Raw genomic sequence first — 20,747 nt, 5'->3', positions numbered from 1 at the left:
TCCTTTGGCGTCAATGCGATTGAAGCGGCGCAAAATATCTGAATAAAAAATTCAATTATTATCGAGTAAAATCCAACTATTAGCACTATCAGAAGAGGGGAGCTGAGTGAAATGTAGGATATGCTGCCACATGTACTGCAAGTGACGTCTGAAAAAAACAAAAAGTAAAAAAATAAAGATATCATTATTAAAAATGCGGGAAATGTTATCATATTATATTTTGTTAATCTAAAGGGTAATCGCTCTTTGTGAGCGATGAATTTCAAAAGAATTACAGGGAGCAAACCGACAGTGGCAATGAGTAGTATGGCATTGGCCATTAGGAAGAACGCCCCTCGACCAGATGAAACAGTTTCAAACTCTCGATATCTGTCGATCAGCAATGAACCGCCAAGTGTCATAAACCTAGGCTCTATATTCTCGTATATCGAACTCGATATGTCGGTGAAGTAGATAATAGACAATATAGTAATGGATAATATATTAAATATATTTAGCTTTTTGAATACGCTTTCGTCAAAATATTTTAGGTCTCCTCTAGACAATATAGAGGATACTCTATTCTTATTGCTGGGTGTTTTTTCGCGGAAATCGGGATTTCGTGCCATTTATACTCTCGAGATGAGTGAATTTTTGGAAACGTAATTACGGTTCATCTCTGCACAATCTCACAATTTGTATGCGCCTCCGATGAACGCAGCTCCCGCTGCCTTCATCAAACGGTCTGTGGCCTCGATGCGCGAACCCGTCGTTACGTGTATGAATGAATGGCTGGCGTTCAGAGACGCCGCCCACTTTTTGATGGCCGCGACCAAAGCGAGAAACACCTTGGCACGACGGACAGGCGGCAACGACAAATCCACTGCAATCACGTGCACCGTCACGAACATCGGTCCGTCGCTCAACATATAAGAATCAGCAATTGCCCAGGTAACGCCAACAGGTTTCCCGTCGAGCGTGGCAACCGGGCAAATCATGCGCGGTGGACGGGATAAAATGAGGTTGAAGTGTTCGTTAAGCTTCCAGTCAGAAAACTCTTGGTCGCGAAATACCGTCGAAGCGTGGTGCTGCTTCATGATTTCATGAACGGCGGGCGTGTCGGCCTTTTCAAGGAGGCGAACCTTGAGGCCTTTTTTTCCAGAATTCGTGCGATTACTGTTTTCCGCCAGACTTTGATCGTGAAGGGTCATGCGCGGCGGCCTTCGTCTGATTGTGACGGATTCGATATCACGCTAATCTTACCCGATGCCCAAGCAATCGGTCCACGAACACGTGTTGGCCGCGCAGCGGCACGCGTGCCGCCAAGAATATCGTGCTGATCCATTTCGCCCCCGAAAAATCGCCGCAAATTCATCGATATCACCATGTATGATTTCGTCAACTGTAAATTGAACTTCGCAGCTGACGGGACGCCAAAGGTCTCCACGCGTTGGCAAGATTACGACGGGAGTAGAGGGTGCACCTGAAACCGAAGTCATACTTAATGCAGTGCGAATGGATGGCACTATCTGGTGCAATAAGCGCATCCGAGATTTCCTGCTGAGTGCTCACGGCTTTGGAAGCGCAAGCACCCGGTTACTCATTATCTCCGGCACAAACGCGTACGCTTTTGCTCTTCCAGCATTTCCCATCACGCTTCATTTCGCCCAGACCTGTGTGAGCATGGGTCGCCCCGGGCGTATCGTTCCACCAACCATCTGCGTCGTCGTTGTCAACCTCGATGATGGCAAAGTAGCCATTGGCCTCCATGACGAAGCTGCCGTCCATGCTGCCGTATGGACCCCAATAGCACGCCCCATCTATCGCTTTGGTCCCACCGACTTCCAGAACGCAGCCTTTCCGATTTGGAGGCGTTTGCTTCGCCGCAGGATAGTTGCTCGCCTTTTCCGTCTTTGGAGCAGCTTCGTTGAAGCATACCTGAAACTGAGAGAAAGGCGCTGCGGCATCGGCGAGGCTTACGGTAATCGTTTTGCCGTCAAGGTCGGCGATTTCTAGGTTTTTGCCTTTCTTGCCTTCATTGAGGATTTGCGGTGAGATTTCGTAGAAGCCGTGCCAGCCGAAATAGTCTTCTGGATGGCCGTTGGACATTTGAACCGCCTTATCATCGACCTGCCAAGACGCGCGAACGACACCGTCAAAGTTTCCATTCTCCACAAATGCAACGAAATCCTTGCCCGGCGCGCCCATAAAGCCGACCGTTACGTCGCCCTGTTTCGATTCCACAAAACACGTATCGCCCCAATCCTCCTCGCGTTGTTCAAAGGTCCACGGTGACGTCGAGGCGGCGTTAGCTGCGGCTGACTTCGGTGGTGGGTTTTGAAGCATCACGCTGCGGTTTGCAGGCGCTTGTGCGGCTGTTCCGGCACCATCACCTGACGGTTGCGCAAATGGCGACGTAGACGAAGCCTGAGGGGCCTTGAACAGTGACGGGCCAAGCCCGGTTAAGGTGGATATGCAGGTGTCGAAGCCAGTCCCCAGCGCTATTGCCTCTTTATAGCTCATCACCGGTACGAGCCATGGCGGCTCATTTCCTTGGAAGGTTATTGCCAATGGCGCTGGCTTGTTTGTCGAGATCGCTGTGCCCAGAATAGTGGTAACCTTGAAGCCACCGCCATCTTCCGCAAAATCCTCGGGGATTTCGCCATAGAGTTCATCGCCGTTGACTACCTTCGAAACGAACTGAATGTTGCCCGCCCACTCGGTTCCGATGCTGACATGGGTTGTCTCGCCGGCTGGAAGGTTCCAGTTTTGCTTGGTGACGCGCAGCCTCGGAACAATTTTGTCTATGCCGATGAGCGTGTACTCGATCACCACCGACTTGCCCGACCACGCCGTGCTGCGGAAACCACAAAACGCTTTGTCGCCAAAAGGGTCTGGCGTCTTCAGTATGACCTGCCAGCTATTACCCTTGTGGTAGGAGTGTTCTCCGGCCACGGCGGGGGTTGACATTGAACCCGCCACAGCAGCGCTCAGGCTAATCGCCGCAAGAAGTATTCCAGCATTTTTGGTCATGATGATTTTTCCGTGGGATAGGCGGCGGCTCGGCGTTTTCCAGAAAACTGGTCGCTGCCGATGATGCCCGCCTTCATCGTTTCAAATTCCCCGGCGGTGATCGCGCCTGAAGAGCGCAGTGCCGCGAGTTTTTCGATGCGCTCAATCTGTTGGTCCGAGCCGGAAGGGGGGAAGTGCGGGGCAGGGCGCTGATCGCTGCTCTCGGGAAAGTCCGTTGCCCCATGCTTTGACTGGGTGCTGCCGATCACGATGAACGCAACGATCCCGACAAGCGGTATAAGGCAGGTCAGCACGAGCCAGCCGCTTTTCCCAAAGTCATGCAGACGCCTGACGATAACGGCAAGCGACGGAACATAGTGGCCCATGACGATCAATGCAGAAACGAGGGGCTGCGGCTCGCGTGGCCCGGCAATAGCCACGTCGATGATCAATCCGCCGATGGCTAAAGCCAGCAACACGAGATGGTAGTACCAAAATTCCTCTCGTGTGGATCGGCCCGAAAAGGTGGCGTAGCGACGCATGGCGTCAAGGTAGGCGCTCATGAATATCCCCGTGTATCCTGATTGTTGTCCGAGTGCGCACGTTGCGCCTTCACGCCACAGGCAGGTTTTTCTTCCGCTTGGCCGAGCGCCACGTGAAGAAGCTCATGGCTGCAAGAAGGAGAGCGATGACGCCCCAAACCGACATGTCGCCGAAGCTGCCCTGGGACGACGCGATGAAGGCCATCAACGCTGACACGAAGAAGATGATGGCACCCACCAGCGGTAGACCGAAGGAGAACGCGCCACCGATCACCAGCAGGACGCCTGTCAGCATGCCGACCGCGCCTGCGCTGCCTGTGGCCTGATCGTTCAACAGGCCGCTTCCCGCCGTGACCGCGCAGGATTGCAGCAGCACCAATAGGCCGAGGAAGAGCCCGATAATTCCAACTGCGATTTTCATAAATACCCCCAAGTGGTCGCCGCGTAGGCAACCGTAAGTCGTTAATAGGAAATATGTGGTATATATTCGATGGATTAATGCTCGGCAAGATGGTCGCCATGCCGGGATGGAACATCGCGAACGCATTGGATGGAATCTCAGGAAGGTCAGGACCGCTAAGCGCGTAACGCAAGAGAATCTTGCTGTAGATGCTGGGGTGGACAGAACCACCATCAGCGGTATCGAGAGGGGCGATTTCAATGCCTCGGTCGATTTACTCGCGCGGCTTGCCGACGCTCTCACTATCGATATTTCGTTGTTCTTTGAAATTCCTGCTGAGGCCACGCCGCCCGAGCCGTTGAAGGCGGGTCGCAAGCCGGGACGCTGATCGCCAGCATCCGAGCCGAAAACGGTGTTTGCTGATGTAAGGATTACGCACATAGCTCAATACTCATCTGCCCGCATGACGGTGATTACCCGGCAAGTCACGTTGTCATCTGCCGGATCCGATGATCCGAATTGCAGGTCGAGGTCGTAATAGTCGATCTTCCAAAAGAACACGGCGTCTTCGAGCGTGACAGCACCAAAATCGTGCTCACCATAAGGGTCGTTAGCTGGCGAGAAATCATCGAAAGTCGTCACCGCTGATATGACCGCTTGCTGATCCTCGGCGCTGAGGTTCGTTACCCCCGGCGTCAGCAGCACCCGCCCACCGGAGAAGCTTTTTCGAAAGGCGTCGTTTTTGTTGCGGATGGCTGCGGCCCGAACGGCCGCATCCTCGCTGATGCCGTGTTTCAAAGCGCAGCCCATGGCGATCACTTCTCGACATAGGCAGGGTGAATAAGGGCCACCTGATCGACGCGGCGGCTAAAGGGCAGCATATCTAGATAATCACGCCACTTGAGGCGAAGCCCTGTGTCGCCATCGATCTTGATGACGGTGGCTTCATACCACCCCTCCAGCGGACCTTCAGTCGCCAACACGAGGCTACCTACGGTCAGCTGGTCCCAGCTTTCGGGCATTTTCTTAGGACGAACGGGGAATTCGTCCTCGGGTGCGGGTTTCTCCGGCACTACACGCGGTTGCTCAAGCCGTTCGCGCTCCTCATTGGACAGGTGGGCGGCGATGGCCTGATAGAGCTCCTGCTTCACGAACGGCACGAAGGCCTTGCCGCTATCGAACAGCTTGCCCTGCGGCAACCGGCTGAGAAATGCCCTGAGTTCGTCACCTTCCACTTTGAGCGCCACCATGCCCATGAGTTCGGCAGCCTTCTCTGCCGCGCGGGTATCGGTGGCAGGGAAGAATGAGGCGTGGGGCCTGCCATTGTCGTCACGGCCTAGGATGATGACAGGGCAGGGCAGGCTGACGGCGGGGGGTAAGGCGATGGTCGCGGTTGATACGTTCATGATGGTAGCTCTCCAAAACAAGAAGAGGGGCCGAACGGCCCCTCGCACCGGCAGCAGCACCGGCGTGTTATGGTATAGCATTACAACTAAAGATTGTCAAATTTAGGGAGAATAACAGCTTAAGATAGTATTTTTGGTGGAGGAATAGCGAAGGTTCTTTCCTGTGCTTTGTTTGATCACTCGCAAGCAACGCGGTGTGGGCTTCATCCAAGCGACGTCTGACGGACGCCGCGAAAAAAGCCCAGTCGAAAAACTTCCCTTTTGACTCATGTATTTAGGACCGCTCAGGTGAGCGGCCCGAATATATGCATTCACAAATTGTATAATCTGTGATTTTCTCCCTTTTGCGCGCAAAATACCATTTCTAAGTGTCTTGCCTGAGTTTGTGATCTCTCAACACGGAGGAATACCATGGCTCGCGTAAAGTTTATGTCGCTCACCCACATTGCTTTTGCCTTAGCCACATCGATGGCTCTGGCTACCCCGTCAGCAGCGGAGACGACTAGTTCCCCAAAATCCTCGACCGCTGATAAGCCCATCCAATGGCAGAAGAATGAGTTACTTTCGACATTGGACGAGCAAAAAGAATACGCCTTCCTCGACGTAAATGACCAATTTCTCATCAAATCAGTCCCACAGGATAATATGACGACGGTGCGACTAGCGGTGCTAGATGGAACGCGCTCAGAATATGCCTCCTGCGGAACGACAGGGAAAAAATGGGAAAAGGGACTTCCCGGAACGACATGGCTCATGCTCTCATATTCCAAACCGAACTCGACCGGTCACCGCGAGTACACGGTTCAACGAACACTGGACTTCTACGGGACCATCCGGACGTATCGTTTTGAAACTGACGGAAAACGAGAGATCCGTCTCGATGAGGGGATTACCCTAAGCGTAAGCAACAACATCCTTACTTATACCCAGATCGGCGGCCCTATTGGTTTCTCAGGCGAAATATCAGCGCTGAGGGTAAAATACGGCCTGACTGATGACTATCGTGACCTGAATTTGTCGGCCGAGTTGGACAAGAAAATTTGGCTCGTCGATACGCAAAATGATGGCGACGTGATTTCCTATAGCGTCAACAACCTGAAACAATTGCCCCACGTGCCGGGGAGTCAGATCGCAGCACCTAGAGAGCAAACGATTGCGTCACCTTTGAAGGGACCCGGTATTTTGGTCACTTCGGGATCACTGGTTCACAATGTAGCGGCGCGCTCAGGTGATTCTTCCGATGTTGATGTTCAACAGGAAGACGAAGACATGCCGAGAGCGATGGCATTGTGCCCACAAGGCCAACCCTGCCACTGGTCTATTAATTGCGGGATGACCGCCGATTGCTTTTGTGTTCCCAGTGGTGGCCCATTTGGAAACGTTTGCTTGTTTTGAGTGCTGAATTGCAGGAGCGACCCGTGCAAGCTAACCGTCTTCTGCCGAAGGATCAGGCTCCTCCGCTAAGAGTAAGTGGCCCCGCAGCCACTCCAACAAAATTCGTTCGATTGAGCTTCGTAGTTTTGTGGAATCTTGACTGTGGCGGATGCCTTCCTATCGTCCAGGAACTCGCTGAGATCGGTGCTGAACATAACGTGCCGTGTCACGGTGTCGCGGTAATGGTACGGGATACGAACGCTTGCGCATTGGCTATCGAGCAAGGGGCGTCAAAAGCGATACTTGCCTTGGAACAACCGGGTTCGCAGAGTTCGGCGTTATTCCGAGGGTTGGTCACGAGGACGTGGCTGGAGGCGAGTGGACAAGCCGGCTTGCCTGCAGCTTTTGTGATCGACAGATCGAACTCAATTATCTGGATGGGAGACCCGAACGATCTAAAAGCGGATCTTCCATCCATCTTCGACGGAAGTTGGAATGTCGATGCCGCGCGTGAAGGATGGGCGTCACGGGTAGCCATCAGTGATGTCCGCAAGCTCCAATTGGGCAGAGATTTGTTTGACAGACTTGCATTCGGAGCCTTTAACGAGGCGCTTGAAATCATCGAAATTATGGAACGTGAGTTGCCATCCATCTCGGGTGAAACTGATTTTTGTATTTTCAAACTGACGGCATTGATCGGATTGGACCACGATACCGCAACAGAATTCTACGAGGATTGTTCGGCACAGCTTATGGGAAACGTCCAAGCTCAAGCCGGGTTGGCGAGTTGCATTTTCGCCCGGATGCCATCCAATAAAAAAGCTCTGTCCATTGCGATTTCGCGACTGAAGGCCACAGAGGCGATTTTGCAAAAAAACACCGATGGCCGTCTCGAAACGGATTATCTTCGTATTACGCTCAATTTGACGCTGGCAGACGCGCATAAACGGTATGCTTCGAATGAAGCAGAGGATTACTTCGACCGGGCGTTGGTTATGTCGCAGACTGAAAAGGTCCCGGAGCGCGTACGTCTCAGGATCGCGAATGAAATAGAGAGAATTCGGAATATCAATGTTTGACGTTCGGGCCATATCCGAAACAAGAGCACAACGTTTTTGAGCGAGTAAATTGGACGCGAAAACTTACTATTCGAGCAGATGGTTTGCCGTTTTAGGTTCAGTCGTATTGCTCCCGATGACATTGGCCCTAGTCTCGATTTCGTCGTTGAACGATATTTCTGGTGTCTTCTTCGGTCTGCTGTCTTTGATGTTTGCTTGGTTCTCGACGATTTACCTTTCTAGCATATTCAGGCGCTCCAAGGTCACCCTCACGCCAGAAGGGTTCACGGTTCGACGCGTTTTAAGCAAGCCTGCTTTTGTCGCGTGGCAGGATGTGAAGTCAGTTCACACAATATATATTCGGGGTTTCTTTCCAGTCGTTACATGGCGGCCGAAGCGAAAGCGCGAACGGTCACCTGTCCTAAGTTTTTTATTTGACGGTAGAACGTTTCCGGTCCGTTCAGGGTTTTATGCAAACTCTTTTCTCAAAGAGTTAGAGAAGTTTCACGAGGCTTATGGTGCTCCACACGGCCAAGCGTTCGAAGCCCATTTAGCCGGATACCTGCCGGACATGCCACGGAGGGACCTTCTCTGACTGCGTAGACGCCAAATCCTTGTCCAGTTCGCTCAGCCGCATCATCACGGTTGATTTTCATCCGGTAGGTTTGTCCGACTCAGGAGCGTCACGTATAAAAAGCTGTCGTAGGAGAGGAACCGTGGAATTGTTGAACACACCGCCGTTGTCACCGAAAAAGAAGCTCGCGATCTTTTTAGACGGAACGTGGAATGCAGTCGGTACGAACACGAATGTTTGGCGCCTCCGCTCTCTTTGTGCAGACAAGGATGCCGAGGGCCTACAACAGCTTCGCTACTATGACTCTGGCGTGAATGGCTTCATCGGAGGCGGTTGGGGCAAAGGCCTCACCGAGAATGTCCAAGAGGCTTACAATTGGCTTGTCGAGAATTATGAAGATGGCGACCAAATCTTCATCTTCGGTTTCAGCCGTGGAGCCCACACCGCCCGGAGCCTAGCGGGCTTCATTTCAATATGCGGCCTTCTGAAACCCGGAGGGGCATTGGGGGTAGATCAACTGTATGAGCGGTACCGCAATGATGATGACCGCACGATCTATAAACTTCCTACATTTGAACCCGAGAGCATCACGCTTGAGGAGCGTTGGATGCTAAAATATTCCCGCCCGGTGGCAATCGAAATGGTCGGCGTTTGGGACACCGTGGGGGCGCTCGGCGTTCCCGCTTTTAGCCTTGCCGGCGTCAGCAGTTCTACACTGAAGTTTCATCATACAGGCCTTCGCATACCGGTCAGGCACGGTTTTCATGCGCTAGCGATTGACGAACATCGAGCGAAGTTTGCACCCACACCGTGGACAATTAGAAGCAAGGCTGGAAGCATCACGGCGCAAATGAGGTCGATAGAGAGTGTTGAACAGCGCTGGTTCGTCGGCGCTCATGCGAATGTCGGCGGTGGTTGTTTTAACGATACGCTTGCCCAGATCCCGTTGAGGTGGATGATGGAAAAGGCGTCAAACCTTGGTCTGGCTTTTCGAAATGAGCTTGAACTGGAGGGTGACGAGCATTTGGGCGAAATCTCAGACTCTTACAAGGAGTTTCTGAAGGGGGCCTACTCCTATGTCAGCAAGAGAAGTTATCGCGCTGTTGCACCTGACCCGTTTGTAGGAGCGACTGGGACTCACGCTAGGGTTAATGAAACCATCGACGCCTCGGTATTCAAAAAATGGCGAGACGATATCAATTATCGCCCGCCCAACGTGATTGATTGGGCAAAGCGTAAAAATATCGATCCAGCCGATATACAAGCTTCCATTTTAGCGAACTCGCCGACGGTCGATGCGCCGTGACCGAGACGCTCTCGTGAGCTACCGGGAGTTCGTGCCAATTCGAAGCGATCTCCCTCAAGTCTGAGCGTCTACGGCCAGAGATTCGGTGTTGTCGTGCTTGTTATCTGAGCGTCACCATCGTCTGATGGTGAGTCAGATGGCAGCCAGACAGTCCGCGTTGGAATGTTTCTGAACACGCAGCTTTGCCAAGTCCTCGTCCAGTTCGCTGAGTCGCAGCATATGTGCAGTGATCTGCAATCAGATGATATGCCGATCATCTATCGAAAAACGTTCCCACCTCTTGAGATTGTCAAGGACCTCGATGAGTTCGAGGCGTTCTCGTTCGAGTTTATCAAAATTCCAGATCATCGCAGCCGGGCTCCCGTTTCGACTTGGGTGAAACGTAGGAGGCCGGGATCGGTTCAAACCGATAGGATTTAGCGTAAATTTTATCTAAATTGTAAGTTTCTGCATCCTTGTTTGTTATGTCAGAGTAAATTTGGCAGAAATAGGATGGGCGTTTGGCGCCTTTGCGCTCGGGATGTTCAGCCCGGGTCCGAACATTCTTTCTGTTGTTGGCACGTCGATGGCCGTTAGTCGCAGAGCGGGCATCGCGCTGGCGCTCGGTATTTCTACGGGATCGTTTCTTTGGGCATCCATGACCGCGTTTGGGCTCACGGCGTTGCTTGCTGCATATGCTTCCGTTTTGACGTTTATTAAGATCGCCGGCGGAGCTTACCTTCTCTGGTTAGCATTCAAAGCCTTTAGCTCAGCCGCCTCTACAAAACCCATCATGGACCCTGCCGGATGTGAGGCTGAAAGCCTTCGCACGTATTTTCTGCGCGGTCTGACGGTCCAGATGACTAACCCGAAGGCGGCATTGACGTGGATCGCAATTATGTCGCTCGGCCTTGCGCATTCCGCTCCAGCGTCAACCGCGCTTGTTATTGTCGTTGGAACGACCATCCTCTCAATTGCCGGGCACATTGCCTACGCCGTCGCTTTCTCGACTAGGCGCGTTGTCATGACCTATGACCTTGCGCGCCGATGGATCGACGCTGGACTAGGGGTGTTCTTCACCTTGGCCGGGATCAAGTTACTTACGAGCCGGGTCTAACGACCGGATATACTCCGAGGTCGCGTGAAACGCAGCTTCTCGAGCGGCGATAATGGCGTACCCCTCTGGCGGCCGGTGCTGAGCGATTCGACGTCACCAGCGCGAGAAAGGACGGCAAGCTCGTTTGCTTGTTCTTCTCTTTGTCGAAGTTGACGCCATGCCAAGGCGGCCGGGTTTGGTGTCAGACCGATTGCCTCTGCACGAGCCGCAAGCTGGGCTTCTCTGTCCTCCGCGAGCTGGTTGACCGCACTGGTCAACACATCGGATAGAAGGCTCTTTCCGTGCCCACCAGCCACCAGGACGTCGCGCATCTCCACGCGCGAATAGAGATCGACGATGTTTTTGAACGAGCCGGGTCTCAGTGGCCGCTTGTACTGTTTGGCCTTATCGATTTCGATTTCCTCAACCTCACCGGTTTCAGGATCGAACGTCTCCTTGTGTTGCTTGTACAATGCTACTGAGTATTCGCTCTGAGGGGCCTTCATCATGTACATGGCGCGACCCTCAATGTTTTCGGTCCAGTTTTTGAAGTAAAAGCACTTGCCTCCGGGCCACCCGGCCTCAAAGCGTTCGTTGGTCTTCTTCTGCCGTTTTTTCAGCTGCTTCTGCGTTGTGCCCCAGACCATGAAGTGGCCGTGCCAGCACACTGCCGGTTCCTTCTTGTTGGTCAGAGGGGTGCCGTCATAGTAGTAGGCGGCGTCCAACGCGCCGAAGAAATTCATATTTTCCAAACGGGCTGACATCCATTTGCGGATTTTCTCCAGGTCGAAGTTTTCAACGTCAGAGATGCTGCGAATATGCTTCTTGCACGCGATATCGGCAAAGAAGGCGTCTGTGATTTCGCCCAGCATGAGGCGTTGCCGAATGTAACGGTCAGCTTTCTCGGCAAACACGATCCTAGTGTGTGGGTTCATGGCGAACATATCAATCGCGTTCTGCTTCAGCAATTTGGCCATGATTTCGGGAGGCAGCTTGTTCTTACCCGCATCTGACACGTGATGACGCCAAATTGCCTTGTCGAGGTCCTCATGGGCCGTCACGAACTGCTCAACGGAGGTAATAGGTTTACGCTTCATACTAGGCTCCTAATGATGTCGATATGCACTTAGGGTTACCCATGGCATAGGCTTATTTACCGGTATGGGGGGTAGTGGGGTTTGCTGTGTAAAGGGTGTATTACAAAAGGGGCGGCTGCAGCGTCTCACGGCTCAGCACCTCCTGAATCTCAAGGACTACGTGGCCGGTAGCGGCTTGGGAGACGACAACTTTGATGGTTGCCGCCGTTTCGGCCGACAGGGCAGCGAGTTCCTTTGAGACAGGGGTCGCAACGATTTTCCAGTTCGAGCGCTTCCGGCCCCGCTTAGCCCGAAGTCGCTCGGCCAATTCTGTGGGGAGCTGCTCAGCCTTGGTGCCGTCTTGCCAAAATGGCCCGAGGATGTTGTTAAGGCTCTTTGCTTGCGCAGGGCCTCCTTTGACGGTGACAATGTACCGGATAACGAAGGATAGCGCGTTGGCCTGATCCTCCGAGTTTGTTCTTGGCCTATTACGATGTTCTCGCCACAGGGCTGATAAGCAAAATTGGTTCCACTGATCCGGGTCGGCTCGCATAATTTGCGCGACCGCAACGATGAACGCCGTGTTTTCGATGTTTGCTAGATCGTCAGGAGAGAGTGGAAATCGTAGTTTCTGACGGAGTGGGTCGAGCTCGGTGCAGATATTCTCCGCTTCAACGAGGGCAGAAAGACGTTGAGTGAATGTTGGCGGTGGCGGGGTTTCCTGCTTCGGTGCCAGTCGAGGATTATGGTGAACGATCTGGCTACCGAAAGGCTGTTTTTTTTGCAGTGCCGAAGGTGGGGGCGTTTGGCCCCCACCTTTCCCTGATTTATGTTTGCTAAAATGAAATCTCACGACGTGCCGCCTTCCCGCTCGAGACGATCAATAAGTGCGATGATTTCGGAGGCTCTCCAGGCGCGCATTTTGGGGCCAAGTCGGATTCCGCGGGAAATTCGACCGTCGCGGACCATCATCCAAAATGTCGATTTGCTGCAACCAAGAATGCCATCAGGTCCGGCAATTTGGTTAGGGCGGAGCAAGGTGTGATGTTGAAGAAGGGTTTTGTCCATAAGTGGTCCTCTGCAAGTTTGCGTTGAGGACTCTTAAATTACACACAAGTGGGAGGTTTACTACAACTTTGCAGCCCAGGAAAACCAGTGTGAAAGAGCGTGGGCATTTCAGGATAGTCCAGAAAAAGAGCTCTCTTCTCAAGCGTTTTTTATGGATTTTTTTGGTTGAATTTGTTTGAGTGCTGCTCTCACCTGTTTCGCGGTGGCGTCAGGGAAGACCACACAAGTCAGGTTGTGAACCAATCGAGGATGTGAATTGATGAAGGTGACACTCTCCTGCTCACCTTTTCCATCGTTTCCCAAGCCGTATGAGCGACGCAAATCGCTACCGATTAGATCTTCCAGGGACTCAAAAATTTTTTGTGCAAAGAATGAAATTGAGCTCTGCGACCGTCCTCTAGTTTCGAGCACGACCAGACTTGATACTATCTTTTGTGCGCCAATTGCGCGGTGTCCTAAGTCGAGAGGCCAGTCTGCTTGACCTTGTTTGAGGAGCTCTCGATTAAGCTGCTCTAAATGAGATTTTGAAATACGACGCGCTATAATGCTCAATTCGCCGAAAGCGTCAAAGGTTCGTTTCCAGCTGTCATGCTTATCTTTTCGTTCTTTTTTTCCTCTTGGAGTCACAAAGAGGGCTAGTGCGAATAGAGCATCGTCCATAGCAACAGCGACATATTCTCTATTCGATCTCGACCGCATTATTCTTTTACGCAAAACGTCAAGTTCTTTAATCTCATTTAGTGTAATGAAGAATTTATCTATCAACGCGAGTGCAGTAGCGTCATAGCAAACTCCATAAATATTCTCGAATTGATTCTTTACGTCTTCTTTTCTTTCTTTGAAGTAATCTTTCAATTTCAGCACCCATCAATTTATAAAATTTGCCCAATCATCCATAAGTAGCCTTCTTTTTTCAAATAGGTCACCGCGCCGATAAGCAGCTTCGACTTTGTTTTGGACAGTATGAGCGAGCGCCATTTCCACAACATCATGTGGATGGTTAGTCGTTTCGGCAGCCCAATCGCGAAACGAGGACCTAAACCCATGTGCAGTGATAGGCACGTTTTGTCCTTGGATAATTTTCAGGAAAACCATGTTAGAAAGAGGCGTATCCTCTTTTCGACCGGGGAAAAGATATTCTCCCGCCAACGAAATTTTTTTCGCTTCCTCAACGATTGTCACCGCCCTAGCAGACAGGGGAACTCTGTGCTCGCGTTTCGTCTTCATTCTCTCTGCGGGGATAGTCCAAATTTTTTGGATTAGGTCGAACTCCATGGGTTTCGCAAGTATAGCTTCGCTTGTTCGAGTAGCCGTCAAGATGAGTAATTCAAACGCAAGCTTAGATATTAAATTGCTGTTTGTGGCTCTTAGCTGCAGAAGAAAATTGGGAACGTCTGCAAATGGAAGTGCTGCGTGGTGCTTTACTCGCCCGGTCTGCCTCGGCAACCCTTTCGTAACTCCTTCAACCGGGTTATCTCCTTCGCGATAACCTGAAGCTTTTGCCCAATCGAAAATACTATTGATGCGTTGCCGGACCCGTCTCGCTGTTTCGGGTTTGGTCAGCCAAATGGGCGATAATACGCGTAGGATATCTCGAGTTTCGACTTTATCAACGTGCATGTCACCAATGATAGGAAACGCGTACTCTTTCAACGTATTAATCCACTGCTGAATGTGTTTATCGTTTTTCCAAGCAAGCTTGTGATCAGTGAACACTGCTTGTGCGGCTTCCTCAAACGTCGGGCAGATAATTTTCGACTGTCTTTTTGCAGCCAATGGATTTTCACCCCGCCGAGCAGCTTTGCGGTACTCTAACGCCTTGTCACGTGCCTCCGCTAAACTCACTAGCGAAAGACTACCTAAGCCCATGTCGCATCGCTTTCCCTGGATCGTCAATCGAAGAGTCCAGCGTTTGGCACCGGAAGGATCAACGACCAAATATAGGCCATTTCCATCGGCATATCGGCCAGCCGCAGACAGTTGTTTCACCTGAAGAGCTGAAAGTGCTTTTTCGGGATGTTTCCCTCGCGGTTTGCTCATTGTTTTGACCTTGCCCCACAAAATAACCCACATAATAAGCCGCATTTCATTGCTCTGCAATGAACTGCGTTGGAGCAACCGCATATTTATGTTATTGGTAATAAATACCTTATTTGATGGCTCTGCACATCTTTGGCCTTCAAGTTGTCGGCCACCCTCTCCGCCATAACCATTTCGTTTCGCGTGATTTCCGTGCACCTTCGGGATACACAACCGACGTCTTCTTGAGCCAATATGCAACATACCGCCAGCCGAAGCCGACGAGCAGTATTACGCCATGCTGGACGCAACAGCCGTGGCCGCATAATTTAAACGAAATGGCCTCCGGCAAACCCGGCGCGATTCAACGGGCGCACCCAGGCTCAGGCCCCAAGCCAGATTATCAAGCGCATTTTTAAAGAAAAAAAGAGTATTATGCAGTTTCTTCCAAAGTCTCAGCATACTGCCCCGCGCCAGCCTAACCTCGCTTTTCCTACGGCAAAACAAATGCTCACTCTACTAGTTAATATGCCTCTTCGCTGATAAAATTCGCAGCCACAACAAACCTTACTTGATACCGAAACCGAGGCGGCGCAATGTCTGGCTCAGTTCCGCGCGCCCCTTCAGCGCGGCGGCGTCCTCCACACGCTGGGCAATGGGGGCTGTCCAGCCATTTTGCGGCAGGCCCTGCTTTTGCTGAAACGCCTTCAAGACCTCATCGTAAGAATTGAGATCATCGTGGGCCGGTTCCGAATAGGTTTCATGAAACAGAATGGATGATTGCGGCAGGCGCGGTTTGACGTCGGTTTTCACCGCCGGGTCGGGATAGCCGACCGTGAGGCCAAAGACGGCCACCGTCTCGGGGGGAAGATTCAGTTCGCGGGACACGTCCTCCGGTCTGTTGCGAATACCGCCCACGTAGCAGGAGCCAAGGCCGAGTGAATCAATTGCGGCAACAGCATTCTGCGCTGCCAGCGCCGCGTCGATGGCGCCGATCAGGAAGCTTTCCGGATAATTCAGTCCTTCTCCCTTGTTCCCTTGGTTTGAAGCGACCGTGCGCAGCCGCTTCAGGTCGATAAGCCAAATGAGGAAAACAGGTGCGTCCTTTATATGGGCGTTGCCGCCCGTGAAGCCTGCCAGACGTGCCTTGCGGTCCTTGTCCTGCACCGCCACCACGCTCCACGCCTGAAGATTGGAGGATGTGGGCGCAGATTGTGCGGCTGCGACCAGAAGTTCCAAGCTACCCTCCGGCAAAGCTTTCGGCAGATAGGCGCGGGCGGTGCGATGGTTCAGCAATGCGTCTATGGTGTCATTCCAGAAAGGCGGAGAAAAATCGGCCTGTGCTCCGTAGCGGGCTTCAACACGCTGCTGCGGGATTTCCAGTTTGGTGATCGGACTAGACAGGCTCATTGTGTGAAGCTCCGTAATATTGGCGATGAACCGCGAGACCTGCGGCGGGGATTGGAAGGCCGTGCAAGGCGTATCATTTGATATGCTTCCCCAGCCCATCTGCCGAGCAATGTCCTACTCAATCTCGATTTTTCAGTGAAACAACATTTCCAGTGGAGTCCAAAAACAGAACGCCAGTGAGATTTCCTCTCATTCACGATCGGTCGCGGGGACGCAACGGGGATTTGGAGAAAATAGACGATTCAGCACAAATTTTGGCGGATAGCCGCATACGTATTGGAATAAAATTCTGCAAGAAATGTTTTCTTTGATAGGCGAGAAGAATTTTCTTCTTAAGAACGCGCCGCTTTGCCCCGATGCTTTCATCATCGAAACGACGTTTTCCAACGGGGATTTTCATGACGATAGGACGCCGCCAGTTCAACAAGATGCTTCTTCTGGCAACGGCAGGAACGGCCCTGCCGGGTTCGGTATTCGCAGCGAGTGGCGACGCGAGCCGGCCCGTCTCCGGCGGCACACTCAAGCTGCTCTATCGTGTCGATCCCGGCAACGCGCTTTTCGCCATCAACACATCCTCAGGCACGGGGCAGGCGATTGGCCCGAAGATCGTGGAAGGTCTTCTGACATTCGATTTCGACCTCAATCCGCAGCCTCTGCTGGCCACGGAATGGTCCGTTTCCGACGACCATCTTCGCTATACGTTCAAGCTCCGGCCGAATGTGAAATGGCACGACGGTCGGGATTTCACGTCGGAAGATGTCGCTTTTTCGATTTTCCGCCTGAAGGAGGCCCATCCACGCGGCCGCATCACCTATCAGAACGTCGAGGCGGTGGAAACGCCGGATTCCCTCACCGCCATCATCGTTCTGTCCAAACCGGCGCCGTTCTTGATCGCCGCGCAATCGAGTTCGGAATCGCCGATTGTGCCGAAGCACATTTTCGAAAAACTGAAGCCCGCCGATGGCCAGACGCTGCAGACCGCGATCGGCACCGGTCCCTTCAAACTGACGGAATGGACGCCGGGCAGCCACCTGATCTTCGAAAGAAATCCAGATTACTGGGATGCGGGCAAACCCTATCTCGACCGCATCATCCTGCGCATCATCACCGATCCCGCCGCGCGGGCGGTGGCTCTGGAAACGGGGGAGGTGGATATCGGCGACAATCCGGTTCCGCTGGCGGATCTCGAGCGGCTGAAGCAGAACCCCGATCTCGTTCTGGATACGAACACCTATGCCTATGCGGGGCCGCAGCAGCAGTTGTTCTTCAATTACGATAACGAGATCTTCCGCAAGAAAGATGTCCGCCTCGCCGTTGCAAAGGCGATCAATCTCGATGAAATCGTCAATGTGGCGCTCTTCGGTTATGCGCAGATATCGCCAAGTCCCGTCAGCACGGCCCTGCCGAACTGGTACGACGCGTCGGTCAAGGCCCATGCCTATGACCCGAAGGAGGCGGAAAGGCTGCTCGATGCGGCTGGATATCCACGCAAGGATGGCGGCAAGCGTTTTCCAGTGCGGTTGACCTATAATTCCTATCTGACGCCCGGCTATGCCGATGTTCTTCGCAGCCAGCTTGAAAAGATCGGCATCGCGGTCGAAATCCGGAAATACGATCTGCCGACCTATCTGAAGACGGTTTACACGGACCGCGCCTTCGATCTGGTGGTGGAATCCCTTTCCAACACCTTCGATCCGTCGCTCGGCATCCAGCGCGCCTATTGGAGCAAGAATTTCAAGATCGGGCTGCCTTTCTCCAACGCGGCCAACTACGCCAATCCGGAGGCGGATGCGCTTCTGGAGGCGGCGGCCATCGAGCCCGATCCGAAAAAACGCTGGGTGATCTGGAGCAGGTTCCAGCGCCTCATCCATGACGAAGTCGCCTCGGTCGATCTCGTGGCGGCGGGCAGCCAGATCGTGGCGCACAAGCGGGTCAAGAATTACGTTACCGGCGCGCAGGGGCTCAACTGGAGTTTCGGCGACCTCTGGCTCGACCCCACGGCCTGAACCTTCACGTAAAACCAATCTTTCAGGAGGAAATGCGATGTCTGTACAGGCGCTAACCAAGGATCGTTTCATCGAATGGCTGGGAGATGGCAGGGAGCTTGCCGTTCTCGATATCCGCCCGACTGAAGAGGTGGGATATGCATCGCCGCTATTTGCGACCAATCTTCCGGCAGAACGGCTGGAGGCGGAAATAGACCGCTTCATCCCGCGCCCTGCCGTACGGACCGTTTTAGTGGACGATGGAAAAGGAAGCGCGGAACAGGCCGCGGGACGGCTTGCCGCAAACGGCTGGAGCGACATTCATTTTCTGCTTGGCGGAATTCCGGCATGGATCGAGGGCGGCGTCGATAACCTGCCGACATTCGATGTTCCCGGCGTTCCTTTCGTCCAGAAGGTGCGGCAGGAAAAGGATACGCCGGTCGTTTTCGCGCGGGAACTGAAGGCCTGGAAGGACGCCGGCGAGGATGTCGTCGTCATCGATACCCGCACAATCGCGGAATATGAAAAGGCGCATGTGCCGAGCGCCATCGGCGTGCCGGGTGCGGAACTTCTGCTGCGTTTCGCCGATGTCGTGCCATCACCCAAAACGAGGGTCGTCGTTTCCTGCGCGGGTTTGCCCCGCGCAATTCTGGGTGCGCAGACATTGATCGATGCCGGTGTCGAAAACGCGGTCAGCTATCTGCACGAGGGGACGCGCGGCTGGACGGATGACGGGTTTGAACTGGAAACGGGGCGTTCACAGACATATCCGCCCGCCAGTGACGATGCCAAAGACATTGCGAAGGTGCGGCTCGAAACATTTTCCCGTGACGACGATCTGCTGTTCATCGACCGTCCGACGGCCGAAACATGGCTGCGGGACAAGGCGCGAACGACCTATTTTCTTGATGTGAGAACGCCGGAAGAATTTGCGGCTTCGCATCTTGAAGGGTCTGTTTCTTCGGAGGGCGGGCAGCTTCTCGGTGTCGCCTATCGCACCGTTGCCGTGCGCGGCGCCCGGATCATTCTCGTGGATGACCTGCTGGGCGCCCGCGCCCGCGTCGTGGCGCATTGGCTGAAACGGCGGGGTTTTGAAATCGCTGTTCATCTGCATGATTTCGAACAGGGTGTCGAAGCTGCCGCGGCATAAGCGCGGCTCGAATTTCGCCAGGCCGCTCTATAGACAGGGATTTGTAATGACCAATGCCAGCCAGACCTGGGGTTCCGCGCCCAGCAAACGCTTCGACACGATAGCTGAAAGATTTCGGGGGATTTTTTCCGATATCGGCAGAGACGCCATACGACATGATCTTGGCCGCGAGCTTCGTTTCAATGACTATGATGTTTTGAAAAAGGCCGGCTTTTCCAGGCTGCGCCTGCCGGAAAAATTTGGTGGTCTTGGCCTGACATTGCCCGAACTTTTCGGCCTGATCATCGAACTGGCGGAAGCGGATCCCAATCTCACCAATGCTTACCGCAGCCATCTGGGCTTCACGGAGGATCTGCTTAACGCAACACCTTCGCCATGGCGGGATGCATGGTTGACGCGAATCGGGCAGGGCGAAACCATCGGCAGCGGGTTTTCCGAGCTGGGAGATGCCCGGCTCGGAACTTATTCCACCCAGCTTACCCGCGATGGCAGCGGCTGGCGGCTGAACGGCGAGAAATATTATACGACTGGCTCGCTCTATGCGGACTGGATAACGCTGGGCGCCGTGGATGGTGACGGCGCGCCGATTGGCGCGCTTGTTCCCACGAAGGCCGAAGGCGTCGAGATTCTCAATGACTGGGACGGTTTTGGTCAGGCGTTGACGGCCAGCGGCACGGCGCGTTTTACGGATGTGGCGATTTCCGAAGATCTCATCAAACCCAGCGCCCTTCGCTTTAGCTATTCGGGCGGCTTTTTCCAGCTTGTCCATCTGGCCTCGCTTGCCGGCATTGGTCGTGCGGCCGCCGCGGAAATCGCCCGCCATGTGGCGGAGCGCAAGCGGGTCTATCAGCGCAGCAACGCTTCGCGTTTTGCCGAAGATCCACAGGTTCTCCAAATCGTGGGCCGGGTGCGGGGGGCGGCCTATAGTGCCGGTGTCATCGTGTTGAAGGCGGCAGAGGCGTTACAGGCTGCCTATGAAGCCAATCTTTCCGGCGATGAGGAAGGCATTGCGCTGGCAAACCGCAATGCGGACCTCGAAGTCAGCCAGTCGGTTACGGTGGTCAGCAATCTGATCCTCGAAGCATCCACGGTCCTCTTCGACGCGCTTGGCGCCTCTGCGGCGAAACGCAGCCATGGTCTTGATCGCCATTGGCGAAACGCCCGCACCATCACCTCGCACAATCCCCGCATCTATCACGATCGTATCGTCGGAGATTTCGCGGTGAACGGCATCTCACCAACGCCGCATGGAGGTGTGGGCATAATATCGCGGTCGGAGAAGGAACGGGCCGACGCGTGATCAAACCGGGCGG

The 20,747-nt window shown here is 53.5% G+C and carries 20 protein-coding genes; 8 read left to right on the top strand and 12 right to left on the bottom strand.

What is annotated here, in order from left to right; all coding sequences use genetic code 11:
• Positions 1-668: 668 nt before the first annotated feature.
• From AC5YUO_RS19265 to AC5YUO_RS19250, 4 genes are all read right to left on the bottom strand, one after another.
• Positions 669-1,190 carry a GNAT family N-acetyltransferase gene (locus tag AC5YUO_RS19265; protein ID WP_496156392.1) on the bottom strand — a complete coding sequence of 174 codons (522 nt, stop codon included), beginning with the start codon at positions 1,188-1,190 and terminating at the stop codon, positions 669-671.
• 385 nt (positions 1,191-1,575) lie between these two features.
• On the bottom strand, positions 1,576-3,012 hold the full coding sequence (locus tag AC5YUO_RS19260; RefSeq protein WP_496156391.1) for a hypothetical protein: 1,437 nt from the start codon (positions 3,010-3,012) through the stop codon (positions 1,576-1,578).
• Positions 3,009-3,554 carry a DUF805 domain-containing protein gene (locus AC5YUO_RS19255; protein WP_496156390.1) on the bottom strand — a complete coding sequence of 182 codons (546 nt, stop codon included), beginning with the start codon at positions 3,552-3,554 and terminating at the stop codon, positions 3,009-3,011. The genes AC5YUO_RS19260 and AC5YUO_RS19255 overlap by 4 nt, the downstream gene beginning before the upstream one ends.
• Positions 3,555-3,603: 49 nt before the next feature.
• On the bottom strand, positions 3,604-3,954 hold the full coding sequence (locus AC5YUO_RS19250; protein WP_496156389.1) for a hypothetical protein: 351 nt from the start codon (positions 3,952-3,954) through the stop codon (positions 3,604-3,606).
• 106 nt (positions 3,955-4,060) lie between these two features.
• Here AC5YUO_RS19250 and AC5YUO_RS19245 point away from each other — a divergent pair, with 106 nt between their 5' ends.
• Entirely contained in the window at positions 4,061-4,321 is a 261-nt protein-coding gene (locus AC5YUO_RS19245) for a helix-turn-helix domain-containing protein (RefSeq protein WP_006313351.1), read from the top strand.
• A gap of 56 nt (positions 4,322-4,377) precedes the next feature.
• On the opposite strand, the gene AC5YUO_RS19240 is transcribed toward AC5YUO_RS19245, so the two are convergent.
• On the bottom strand, positions 4,378-4,743 hold the full coding sequence (locus tag AC5YUO_RS19240) for a DUF3768 domain-containing protein (RefSeq protein WP_496156388.1): 366 nt from the start codon (positions 4,741-4,743) through the stop codon (positions 4,378-4,380).
• A gap of 5 nt (positions 4,744-4,748) precedes the next feature.
• Entirely contained in the window at positions 4,749-5,339 is a 591-nt protein-coding gene (locus AC5YUO_RS19235) for a hypothetical protein (protein WP_496156387.1), read from the bottom strand.
• Positions 5,340-5,750: 411 nt separating this feature from the next.
• Between AC5YUO_RS19235 and AC5YUO_RS19230 the strand changes: the two genes are divergently transcribed.
• The 4 genes from AC5YUO_RS19230 to AC5YUO_RS19215 all read left to right on the top strand — a co-directional run bounded on the left by AC5YUO_RS19230 (position 5,751) and on the right by AC5YUO_RS19215 (position 10,747).
• Positions 5,751-6,734 (top strand): hypothetical protein, encoded by a 984-nt coding sequence (locus tag AC5YUO_RS19230; protein WP_496156386.1) that lies wholly within the window; start codon positions 5,751-5,753, stop codon positions 6,732-6,734.
• Positions 6,735-6,757: 23 nt separating this feature from the next.
• Positions 6,758-7,792 carry a hypothetical protein gene (locus AC5YUO_RS19225; protein WP_496156385.1) on the top strand — a complete coding sequence of 345 codons (1,035 nt, stop codon included), beginning with the start codon at positions 6,758-6,760 and terminating at the stop codon, positions 7,790-7,792.
• 695 nt (positions 7,793-8,487) lie between these two features.
• On the top strand, positions 8,488-9,651 hold the full coding sequence (locus AC5YUO_RS19220) for a T6SS phospholipase effector Tle1-like catalytic domain-containing protein (RefSeq protein WP_496156384.1): 1,164 nt from the start codon (positions 8,488-8,490) through the stop codon (positions 9,649-9,651).
• A 478-nt stretch (positions 9,652-10,129) separates the two neighbouring features.
• Entirely contained in the window at positions 10,130-10,747 is a 618-nt protein-coding gene (locus AC5YUO_RS19215; RefSeq protein WP_496156383.1) for a LysE family translocator, read from the top strand.
• Here AC5YUO_RS19215 and AC5YUO_RS19210 read toward each other — a convergent pair.
• The 6 genes from AC5YUO_RS19210 to AC5YUO_RS19185 form a co-directional block, all read right to left on the bottom strand.
• The gene (locus AC5YUO_RS19210) at positions 10,744-11,823 is read right to left on the bottom strand and encodes a hypothetical protein (RefSeq protein WP_496156382.1); all 1,080 of its coding nucleotides are present in this window, start codon (positions 11,821-11,823) and stop codon (positions 10,744-10,746) included. The genes AC5YUO_RS19215 and AC5YUO_RS19210 overlap by 4 nt on opposite strands.
• A 100-nt stretch (positions 11,824-11,923) precedes the next feature.
• Positions 11,924-12,655: a hypothetical protein gene (locus AC5YUO_RS19205; RefSeq protein ID WP_496156381.1), complete on the bottom strand. Its 732-nt coding sequence runs from the start codon at positions 12,653-12,655 to the stop codon at positions 11,924-11,926.
• On the bottom strand, positions 12,652-12,870 hold the full coding sequence (locus AC5YUO_RS19200) for a helix-turn-helix transcriptional regulator (protein WP_496156380.1): 219 nt from the start codon (positions 12,868-12,870) through the stop codon (positions 12,652-12,654). Before AC5YUO_RS19200 ends, AC5YUO_RS19205 begins: the two co-directional genes overlap by 4 nt.
• Before the next feature lie 138 nt (positions 12,871-13,008).
• Entirely contained in the window at positions 13,009-13,725 is a 717-nt protein-coding gene (locus AC5YUO_RS19195; protein WP_496156379.1) for a hypothetical protein, read from the bottom strand.
• A 12-nt stretch (positions 13,726-13,737) separates the two neighbouring features.
• Positions 13,738-15,123, bottom strand: coding sequence for a tyrosine-type recombinase/integrase (locus tag AC5YUO_RS19190; RefSeq protein ID WP_496156378.1), 1,386 nt, complete (start codon positions 15,121-15,123; stop codon positions 13,738-13,740).
• Between the two features lie 333 nt (positions 15,124-15,456).
• Positions 15,457-16,299: an NADPH-dependent oxidoreductase gene (locus tag AC5YUO_RS19185; protein ID WP_496156377.1), complete on the bottom strand. Its 843-nt coding sequence runs from the start codon at positions 16,297-16,299 to the stop codon at positions 15,457-15,459.
• Between the two features lie 398 nt (positions 16,300-16,697).
• Here AC5YUO_RS19185 and AC5YUO_RS19180 point away from each other — a divergent pair, with 398 nt between their 5' ends.
• From AC5YUO_RS19180 to AC5YUO_RS19170, 3 genes are read left to right on the top strand one after another with little or no spacing between them, the layout of a single operon-like run.
• Complete coding sequence (locus AC5YUO_RS19180) at positions 16,698-18,305, top strand: ABC transporter substrate-binding protein (protein ID WP_496156376.1); 1,608 nt, start codon at positions 16,698-16,700, stop codon at positions 18,303-18,305.
• Between the two features lie 37 nt (positions 18,306-18,342).
• Complete coding sequence (locus AC5YUO_RS19175) at positions 18,343-19,434, top strand: rhodanese-like domain-containing protein (RefSeq protein WP_496156375.1); 1,092 nt, start codon at positions 18,343-18,345, stop codon at positions 19,432-19,434.
• Positions 19,435-19,480: 46 nt separating this feature from the next.
• Positions 19,481-20,734 carry an acyl-CoA dehydrogenase family protein gene (locus AC5YUO_RS19170; protein WP_496156374.1) on the top strand — a complete coding sequence of 418 codons (1,254 nt, stop codon included), beginning with the start codon at positions 19,481-19,483 and terminating at the stop codon, positions 20,732-20,734.
• The last annotated feature ends 13 nt before the right edge of the window (positions 20,735-20,747 follow it).

The sequence above is a fragment of the Agrobacterium sp. LEGMi-208b genome (assembly GCF_059511785.1).
This window is presented reverse-complemented; position numbering and strand designations above follow the sequence as displayed.